The following is a 7145-nucleotide window of genomic DNA, read 5'->3' as shown; positions in this document are numbered from 1 at the left end:
GATCTCTACGAGATCACGTCGAGCCGGATCGCGCTGCAAAAGTCGAAGAATGAGGAGGTGCGGCGATTCGCCCAGATGATGATCGACCATCATATGCAGACGACCGCCGCGACGGTCCGCGCCGCCAAGCAGGACGGCCTGTCGCCCATGCCGCCCAAGCTGGGCGGCGCCGAGGCGTCGATCGGCGAATTGCGCCGCGCGTCCGCCGCTGATTTCGACCGGCTCTATATCGGCCAGCAACGGCCCGCGCACCAGGCCGCGCTCGACCTGCATCAGAGCTTCGCGGCGAACGGCGACAAACCCGCACTGAAGACCAGCGCCCAGAGCGCGGTGCCGATCGTGCAGCAGCATATCCAGATGCTCGAGCAGATGCCGCGCTGACCTTCTTGACTCCTCCCCAAGCCACGCTTGGGGTGGTAGAGGGGCATTCCCGCCAGCGGGGACGCCCCTCCGTCAGACCTTCGGTCTGCCACCTCCCCTTGCAGGGGAGGATTTACACCTCGCTCGCCAGCGCGGACCGGTCGATCTCCGCGATCGACCGTACCCCCGTCAGCGTCATCGCCACGCGCATCTCGGCATCGAACAGGCGCAGCAAATTGGTGACCCCCGCCTCCCCAGCCGTCGCCAGCGCATAGATGAACGCGCGGCCCAGCAGCACCGCATCCGCCCCCAGCGCCAGCATCCGCACCACGTCCAGCCCCGAGCGCACGCCCGAATCGGCGAGCAGCTTCAACTCGCCCTTCACCGCATCGGCGATGGCGGGCATCGCGCGCGCGCTGGAGCGGACGCCGTCGAGTTGCCGCCCGCCATGGTTGGACACGACGATCCCGTCCGCGCCGAAACGCACCGCGTCACGCGCATCCTCGGGGTCGAGAATGCCCTTGATAACGATCGACCCCTTCCAGACATCGCGGATCCATTCCAGGTCGCGCCAGGCGATCGACGGATCGAAATTGGCGGCGAGCCAGCCGATATAATCCTCCAGCGCGGTCGGCATGCCGCGATAGGCGGAGATATTGCCCAGATCATGCGGTCGCCCGCGAAGCCCCACGTCCCAGGCCCAGCGCGGATGTAGCGCCGCCTGCACCATCCGGCGAAAGGCCGCGTTGGGACCCGACATGCCTGCATGCGCATCGCGGTATCGCGCGCCCGGCACCGGCATGTCGACGGTGAAGACCAGCGTCTTCACCCCCGCCGCCTGTGCCCGCTCCAGCGCATCGCGCATGAAGCCCCGGTCGCGCAGCACATAAAGCTGAAACCAGATCGGCGCGGAGGACGCCGCCTGAACCTCCTGAATCGCACAGACCGAGACGGTGGACAGAATGAAGGGCACCCCCTTCACCGCCGCCGCCCGCGCCGCCTGCACCTCGCCGCGCCTGGCATACATGCCCGCCAATCCGACCGGCGCGAGGATGACCGGCATCGCCATGCGGGTGCCGAACAACTCGGTTTCCAGCGACAGGTCGGCGACGTTGCGCAGCACCCGCTGGCGAAGTTCGATGGCCGCCAGATCCGCGACATTGTGGCGCAGCGTATGCTCGGCATTCGCTCCCCCATCCAGATAATGGAACAGGAAGGGCGGCAAGCGCCGCCGCGCGGCTTCCCGATAATCGGAGGGGGCGGAAATGATCATCGGACGAAGGGCTCCCAATCGGTCGATCGAGCCCGGCGAGAGAGACGGCCATCGGGCTCTTTCCCGCTCCGTACAACGCCATGCGGTCGGAGACAAAGGGCGGGTTCGGCAAGCTGGATCCGATGCCTAGACTCATTCCTTCCCTGGAGGGGTAGGAATGATAGACCTTCCGCTTGAATGTCGATGCAGCCCAAAGGCTACCCTTGCCTATCGGAAATGTCGCTCATAATCTTGTCCGACAAAATAATATGGCGCCATCGCCTTTTGGGATGGCCAGGATCGGAGGAGCGGACATGGGACTTCGTAAAGGATCGCGAGGGGTCGGGAGGATCGCGGTTCGTGCGACCGTAGTCGTCGCGTCCCTGCTCTGTGGAGCCATGGCCGCGCCCGCCAAGCCGCCCGCGGCAAGCTGGCTGTTCACCTCGTTCCACGGCAATGGCGACGGACTGCATCTGTCGGTCAGCACGGATGGCGGCCACCAGTGGCGCGACCTCCACAAGGTCTTCCTGACCCCGAGCGTCGGCAGCAAGCTGCTCCGTGACCCGCATATCCTGCGCGGACCCGATGGCGTCTACCGCATGGTCTGGACGACGGGGTGGAAGGACAAGGGCATCGGCTATGCGCATTCACGCGACCTGATCCACTGGTCCGACCAGCGCTATCTGCCGTTCATGGAAGGGGTGCCGGGTACCGCCAATGCCTGGGCGCCGGAAACCATCCATGACCCGACGACCGGGCGCTATGTCATCACCTGGTCCTCCGACATCGAAGGTCGCTTTCCGCAAACGCGCCGTTCGGGGCAGATGAACAACCGCACCTATTATGTCACGACCAAGGACTTCCGTACGTTCACAAAGCCAAGGGTGCTGATCGATCCCGGCTTCGACCATATCGACACCACCATCCAGCGGGTCGGCCGACGCTATATCGCGGTGTTCAAGGAGGGCGACAATCAGGAGCGGGGCCGCTGGGGCCCGATCCAATGGGCGGTCGCCGACCGCGTACTCGGCCCCTATCGCCTGATGCCCAAGCCGCTGGTCACGGGCGAACGCGCCGAGGGGCCGACGCTGGTCACCGATGGCGACCGGACGCGGCTCTATGTCGATTACTATGCCAATGGCCGCTACGGCGCGTTCGAGACGAAGGACTGGCGAGAGTGGACCGACGTGTCCGACACCGTGGCCCTGGTGAAGGGGCAGCGGCACGGCACCGTGTTGAAGGTCCCCAGCCCATTGGTCCAGACGCTGGAAGCGGCGCGCTGAACGACGGTACCGGGGGTACCCCGACGGCTAGTCCAGGCCCAGCGCGGCGCGGTCGGCGGTGGCGGCGGCGAGTTCGGCGCGGGCGGCGGCGATCCGGGCCTGGGCATCGATCAGGCGCACCCGTGCGTCGTTGGCCGTATCCTCGCGCTGGTTGACCAGGAAGAAGTCGCTCGACCCCAGTTCGAACCGGCGCCGTTCGGCCGCCGCGAGCCGCTCGGCCAGTTGCCGTTCCTGCTCCGCGATCGTCGCCAGCTTTTCCGCCGCATCGACACCGATCGTGATCCCTTCCACCTCGACCGTGATCTGGTCGCGCAGGAAGCGGCTGCGCGCCGCCAGCGCGTCCATCTCCGCCTGGGCCTCGACGATCCGGCCCTTGGCCGCCCGGTTCTGGAGCGGCAGGGAAAAGCGGAAGCCGACCGCCGCCTCCAGCGGGGTGCGTGACGCACCGCCCAGCCCGATCGGGCCGACATCCTTGCCCATCTCACCGCGCAGGTCGAGCCGGGGGCGCAGGTCGTTCTGCGCCAGCGCCAGCCGCGCCGATCCCTGGTCGATCCGCGCGAGCAGCATCTGCAGGTCGGGGCGGCGGCGCGCGAAATCGTCGCGTACCGCCGCCGCGACGCCCGCCAGCGCACCGGCATCCGGCGGCAGGCGCTCGGGGCCGACCATGATCGGCTCCCCGTTCATGTCGCGGAAGTAGAGGGACAGGGCATTGGCCGCCGCCTGGAAGTCGCCTTCGGCGCGTACCACCAGGGCGCGGCGGCGGACGAGATTCTGGTCGTTCTCGGCAAGCAGGATATCGGGTCGCGCCCCGAGCTGGACCTGCCGCGCCAGGCCGCCGCGCCGACTTTCCGACAATTGGAGAAGATCGCGATACGCGCGCAGGCGCAGGCCCGCAGCGACCCAGTTCTGATAGGCGTCGATCGCGCGGCGTTGCACCCCGATGGCAACCGCCTCGCGCTCGAACCGGGCGATGTCGATGTCGCCCGACGCCAGGGTCCGGCGGGTCCGCCGTTCGTCGACCAGACGGTCGCGCAACAGCGAGTAGAGCGCGCCGACCTTCACTTCGCCGAGGCGATTGGTGTAATTCTCGTCCTCATAGACCGGAAAGCCACCGCGACTGACGCGGTAGCCGCCATAGACATAGCCGCCATTGTCGCTCAGCGGCCGGGTGGCGCGCGCCGACGCCACCGTTCCGTCGTAATAGCCGAGCGTCCGCGAGCGTCCCTCCGCCTCGAACACGGTGTCGAACGCCCCGCTGGCGGTGAGCGCGCGGCCTTCGGCGCCGCGAATCTTGGCCAGCGCCTCGACGATCTGCGGCGCGGCGCGTGCGGAGGAGCGCAGCACGTCGTCCAGGGTCAGCGGCGCCGTTTCGGCGCGTACCGGTGCGGGCGCCGGATTGGCCTCGATACGCTGGGCCGTCGCGGGGGCCGCCAGAAGGGGAACGACGATCAGGGCGGAGAGGAGCAGGCGCGACCGGATCATTTCGGCTTGCCCGCCTTGGCCGCGATCTTCTTGTCGTCGTCCTTGCCGCCGCCCTTCCCCGTATCGCCGTCGATCGGCTTCTGGTCGAATTCCAGCGGGAAGTCGTTGAGCTGGCGCCACAGTTCATAGCCGACGGTCACGGTTTCGCCCTGGACCCAGCCATGGACCTTGCCGCCCAGCCGAACGAAGCGGCGGTCCGGCCATGCGGGCTTGCCGGGCATCGGCTCGACCAGGATCCGGAACAGGCCCTGCGTATTGGCATTCGGATCGATCGTGCGGATGCGACCATCGAAAAAGCCATAGGCGACCGATGGCCAGCCGCTGAACTGGATCGCGGGCCAGCCCTCGAACTCAAGTCGCACCGGGCCGCCGGGGCGGAGCAGCGGCACGTCGCGCCCGTCGATCAGCAGTTCGACCGCGCGCTGGACCTGCTCCGGCGCCACGACCGCCAGCAGCGTGCCTGCCGACACCAGCGCACCGCCCGCTGCGGCGTTGAGATTCTGGATGCGGCCGTCACGCGGCGCGCGGACGAGCTGCGCCGACTGGCGGTTGAGCTGGACATCGATGCGGTTCAGCTTGGCGCGCGATTCCGCCAGCTTGGCACCCGAATCGGCGACTTTTATCTGCGCCTGTTCGAAATCGCGCCGCGAGGCCAACCCCTCCGAATAGAGCTGCCGGGTCCGGTTGACGTCGAGTTGTGCGACCGATTGCGACTGGCGGACCGATGCGATCTCCGCCTCGACCTGCGCCCGCTCGGCGGCCAGGCGGGACAGCAGATTGGGATCGAGATCGACGATCCGGGCGATCGGGTCTCCACGCCGCACATGCTGGCCGTCATGGACATACCATTGCTCGACCCGGCCGGGGACCAGCGCGGTCACGTCCTGCGCCCGGTCCTGCGGATCGAGCGAGACGACCTGCCCCCGCCCCTGCGCGGTTTGCAGCCAGGGCACGAAGAACAGGACGAAGATCGCCGCCGCGATGCCGACCGTCACGATCCAGGCGATCGCCACCGTGACGCGGGGCGGGCGCAGCGAGGCGAGCGTGCGGAAATGCGCGAGCTGTTCAGGCGGATGCGACATCGTTGCCCTCCCGCTGACAGGCGGCCTGGAGATCGGCGAGGTGGGCGAAGCGGCGCTGCTCGGTCATCCCCAGATAGAGATAGCCGTCCAGTTCCACATCTTCCGGGCGACCGGTACACAACAGCACGGTGGTCCCGCGCGCTTTCAGAACGCGTAGCGCCGCGAGCAGCCGTTCGGGCGGCAACAGGTCGTAAAGTTGGCCGAGCAGCAGCAATTTGGGCCCCACCAGCAAGGCATTGGCCAGTTTCAACGCCATCGTCTCCCCGACGCTGAGCGGATAGCCGGTCGAACCGAGCGGGGTGTCCAGCCCCTGCGGCAGGCTGGCGAGGCGACGTTCGAGCCCGACCGTCGCCAGCGCCTGCATCGCCGCCTCCGCCATCTCGCCCGAGGCCAGGCGGAGATATTCGCGGATCGTGACTTCGACGATCGTCGAACGGTCGAGCACCGTGACGTCCGAGCGGAGATGATACATGTCGAACGATCCCAGATCGCCGCCACCGATCCGGATCAGCCCGCGATCCGGCAAGGCGTGCCGTTTCAACAGCATGGCCAGACGGCGCTCGGCCCCGGGTTCGGCAACGGTGACCAGTTGCTCCCCGGCGGTCAGGGCCAGATCGTATCGCGCCGCGTCCAACGCCACATCGGTCAGCTTGACCGACCCGTCGCGCGGGCCATTGTCGCCCCGCACGTTGGGCTCCTGCGGAATGGCGAAGAGCAGCGACAATTCTTCCGAACTGGCGGCGAGGTCGTAGAAGGTGTCGAGATACCAGCCGAGCTGCGAGATCCCATAGAAGACGCCCGACAGGATCAATTCGGCGGCGACCAGTTGCCCCAACGACAATTGGCCGCGCAGGATCAACATGCCGCCGAGCAGCAGTAGCCCCGCGCTGGCAAAGGCATAGATCAGCAGGAACGCGACCGTCTGCGCGAACTGGTAACGGAAATAGCGGCGATGCGTGGCGACGTATCCGGCGGTCATCGCCTCCGACCGGTCCATGGCGAAATCCAGGTGCCGCAGCGACTTGTAGAAGCCGTTCGACCCGCCGACGCTTTCCAGCCAGCGGGCGGCATTATGCTTGGCGTGGCTCAGCGCCACCGCCCCGCTGATCGCACCGCGCCGCCACAGCAGCCAGACGAGCAGGACCGCGCTCACCAGCACCGCGTTGAACGCCAGGAAGACCGGGTGATAGAAGCTGGTGATCGTCAATCCGATCGCCGCCTGCAACATGATGGTGAAGGCGCCGATGATCAGGCTGGGGACCGCCTTCTGGACGACCACCAGATCGAAATAGCGGTTGAACAGATCGCCGCGATTGCCATCGGCGAAGAAGGGATCTTGCGCATGGACCGCGCGCAGCGTGACTTCCGCGACGACCCGCGAGAACAGGCGGCGCTCGAACGCCGCCATGATCCACACCCGCAGCGCGCTCAGCCCGGCGACCATCAGCAGCAACAGGAGAAGCACGCCCGACAGCGCCCATAAAGGTGCCGGCATCGCGGTATTGGCGACGCTGTTGATCAGCAACTGGACCGAGATCGGCGTCGCCAGCGCCAGCAGGCTGATCGCGACGGTATAGACGATACCGAGCCGGATATAGGCCGCATCCGGCCCGATGATCTGCGACAGCCAGCCTATCGCATCGCGAAATCCCAAACGTTCTGCCGCCAAGACAATCCCCTTTGTCG

Annotated in this window: 6 protein-coding genes; 2 read left to right on the top strand and 4 right to left on the bottom strand. The window is 67.1% G+C overall.

Annotation, left to right across the window (positions count from 1 at the left end; all coding sequences use genetic code 11):
- Positions 1-381: DUF4142 domain-containing protein (locus OXQ33_RS07745; RefSeq protein ID WP_267434112.1), on the top strand; the 381-nt coding region annotated here is incomplete at its 5' end.
- Positions 382-493: 112 nt separating this feature from the next.
- On the opposite strand, the gene lldD is transcribed toward OXQ33_RS07745, so the two are convergent.
- The gene (gene lldD, locus OXQ33_RS07740) at positions 494-1633 is read right to left on the bottom strand and encodes an FMN-dependent L-lactate dehydrogenase LldD (RefSeq protein WP_267434111.1); all 1140 of its coding nucleotides are present in this window, start codon (positions 1631-1633) and stop codon (positions 494-496) included.
- Between the two features lie 377 nt (positions 1634-2010).
- Between lldD and OXQ33_RS07735 the strand changes: the two genes are divergently transcribed.
- Positions 2011-2895, top strand: coding sequence for a glycoside hydrolase family 43 protein (locus tag OXQ33_RS07735; protein WP_267434110.1), 885 nt, complete (start codon positions 2011-2013; stop codon positions 2893-2895).
- A gap of 27 nt (positions 2896-2922) precedes the next feature.
- On the opposite strand, the gene OXQ33_RS07730 is transcribed toward OXQ33_RS07735, so the two are convergent.
- Genes OXQ33_RS07730 through OXQ33_RS07720 form a run of 3 tightly spaced genes read right to left on the bottom strand, consistent with a single transcriptional unit; the run spans position 2923 to position 7128 of the window.
- Complete coding sequence (locus tag OXQ33_RS07730) at positions 2923-4377, bottom strand: TolC family protein (RefSeq protein ID WP_267434109.1); 1455 nt, start codon at positions 4375-4377, stop codon at positions 2923-2925.
- Positions 4374-5459: an HlyD family efflux transporter periplasmic adaptor subunit gene (locus OXQ33_RS07725; protein ID WP_267434108.1), complete on the bottom strand. Its 1086-nt coding sequence runs from the start codon at positions 5457-5459 to the stop codon at positions 4374-4376. Before OXQ33_RS07725 ends, OXQ33_RS07730 begins: the two co-directional genes overlap by 4 nt.
- Positions 5443-7128 carry an ABC transporter ATP-binding protein gene (locus OXQ33_RS07720; protein ID WP_267434107.1) on the bottom strand — a complete coding sequence of 562 codons (1686 nt, stop codon included), beginning with the start codon at positions 7126-7128 and terminating at the stop codon, positions 5443-5445. The genes OXQ33_RS07725 and OXQ33_RS07720 overlap by 17 nt, the downstream gene beginning before the upstream one ends.
- Positions 7129-7145: the final 17 nt, after the last annotated feature.

It is taken from the genome of Sphingomonas sp. GM_Shp_1, assembly GCF_026540895.1.
Classification (GTDB): Bacteria; Pseudomonadota; Alphaproteobacteria; order Sphingomonadales; family Sphingomonadaceae; genus Sphingomonas.
Note: the sequence above shows the minus strand (reverse complement) of the source record. Positions and strands in the feature narration are given on the sequence as shown.